We start from the raw sequence: 1,647 nt of genomic DNA, 5'->3' as shown, positions 1-1,647 counted from the left end.
ATTGGCACCGGCCGGTCCAGCGGGCGCTCGGGCGCCATCGCCTCGGCGCGCCGCTCGATCGTCTGCACCGGCTCGGCCGGCGGACGTTTCGGCCGGCGCCCGGCGACTGGTCGGCCCGCGTCAAGCTCCAGCGTCAGAGCCTCCTGGATCGCCGAGAGCGCCGCCTCCGTCGGATCCTGGATCTTCTTCGGGTTCTTCATGTCGCTGCCGCCTCTGCCGCCGGGAAGGGTACGGGAATACAAGTGTTCCGCCCCGCCGCCGATGCCTCGTGCTGTCCCCTTTCCGCGCCCCGGAAGGATGCGGAATTGGTTTACCATGCCTTATCTTAGCCGCACCTCCGTAGGGATTGAACCAGCCGCGCCACGATTATGAAGATATCGTTAACGCCGCGACCTCGGCACTGGCGCGGGCCGGCGCGGGCGGCTATAGGGCGCTCTTCCCCACCGCGGCAGCGCCGGCGCGCCCGAGATCGGCGGCTTCCGCAGGCAGGCACAGGGCGAGATCAGGCATGGTCGCCATCACTTTCATCGAGTTCAGCGGAACGGTCCACACGGTGGAGGCCCAGGAGGGCGCCACGGCCATGGAGGCGGCGGTGCGCAACGGCGTGCCGGGCATCGACGCCGAATGCGGCGGCGCCTGCGCCTGCGCCACCTGCCACGTCTATGTGGACGAGGCCTGGCGCGAAAAGGTCGGCGAGCCCTCGCCCATGGAGGAGGACATGCTCGATTTCGCCGCGGAAGTGGCGCCCAATTCGCGCCTGTCCTGCCAGATCAAGCTCACGCCCGCCCTCGACGGCCTGGTGCTGCGCCTGCCCGAGCGCCAGGGCTGAGCGGGCTTAAGGCGCCGGGCTGACCGGGCTGATGGGTTGACCGCCCACCCGCCCCTCACCACCGTCGCCCTCCGGCTTGACCGGAGGGCCCATGGACCGATGCACGTCTTTCCGAGCCGGCGCGTGGATGCTCCGGTCAAGCCGGGGCATGACGGCGGGAGGGGAATGGCTACGGCTTAGCTCGCCCCCGACAAGCGGCAGGGCTGCGCTCCCGCAACGGCACCCCGGTCAGCTTTCCTTTACCCGTCCGGCGCCACAATATCGCCGAGGCCCGTTAGGATAAGCTATGGCGACCGTCACCGACCTTGCCGAGAGATCCTCTGCCGTGATGCCCGGCGCCGCTAAGCCGCCCACCATACTCGTGTTCGATTCCGGCCTCGGCGGTCTGTCGGTGTTCCGCGAGATCGCGCGGGCGCGGCCGGACGCCGCCTTCGTCTACGCCGCCGACGATGCCGGCTTTCCCTATGGCGACCTCACCGAGCGCGCCCTGGTGGCGCGGGTGGACGAGGTGATGGGCCGTCTCATCCATGCGGTGCGGCCCGATCTGGCGGTGATCGCTTGCAACACCGCCTCCACCGCCGCGCTGCCGAGCCTGCGCGCGCGCCATGCCATTCCCTTCGTCGGCACCGTGCCGGCGGTGAAGCCGGCCTGCGCCGCCTCCCGCACGCGGCGGGTGAGCATCCTCGCCACGCCGGGAACGGTGCGGCGCGACTACACCGTCGAACTGGTGCGCGCCTTCGCCGAGGACTGCGCCGTGGACCTGGTGCCGAGCCCGCCGCTCGCCGCGCTCGCCGAGGCGGTGCGTGGCGGGTCGGAGG

Annotated in this window: 3 protein-coding genes; 2 read left to right on the top strand and 1 reads right to left on the bottom strand. The window is 70.9% G+C overall.

The window, feature by feature from the left end; translation table 11 throughout:
• Positions 1–200: hypothetical protein (locus AC2W7M_RS25025; protein ID WP_486135768.1), on the bottom strand; the 200-nt coding region annotated here is incomplete at its 3' end.
• Positions 201–508: 308 nt separating this feature from the next.
• On the opposite strand from AC2W7M_RS25025, the gene AC2W7M_RS25020 reads away from it, so the two are divergent.
• Both AC2W7M_RS25020 and AC2W7M_RS25015 read left to right on the top strand, forming a co-directional pair.
• A complete protein-coding gene (locus tag AC2W7M_RS25020) occupies positions 509–829 on the top strand; it encodes a 2Fe-2S iron-sulfur cluster-binding protein (RefSeq protein WP_486135767.1) in 321 nt (106 codons plus the stop codon).
• Positions 830–1,157: 328 nt separating this feature from the next.
• The coding region (locus tag AC2W7M_RS25015; protein ID WP_486135769.1) for an aspartate/glutamate racemase family protein at positions 1,158–1,647 on the top strand (490 nt) is incomplete at its 3' end.

The sequence above is a fragment of the Xanthobacter sp. BG11Y11_SDJG genome (assembly GCF_057364445.1).
The sequence above is the reverse complement of the archived record's forward strand: the minus strand, read 5'-3'. Positions and strand labels throughout refer to the sequence as shown.

Excerpts from the sequence above, each read along its gene's own strand:
- AC2W7M_RS25020 (WP_486135767.1), top strand. The coding sequence starts at position 509 with ATGGTCGCCATCACTTTCATCGAGTTCAGCGGAACGGTCCACACGGTG.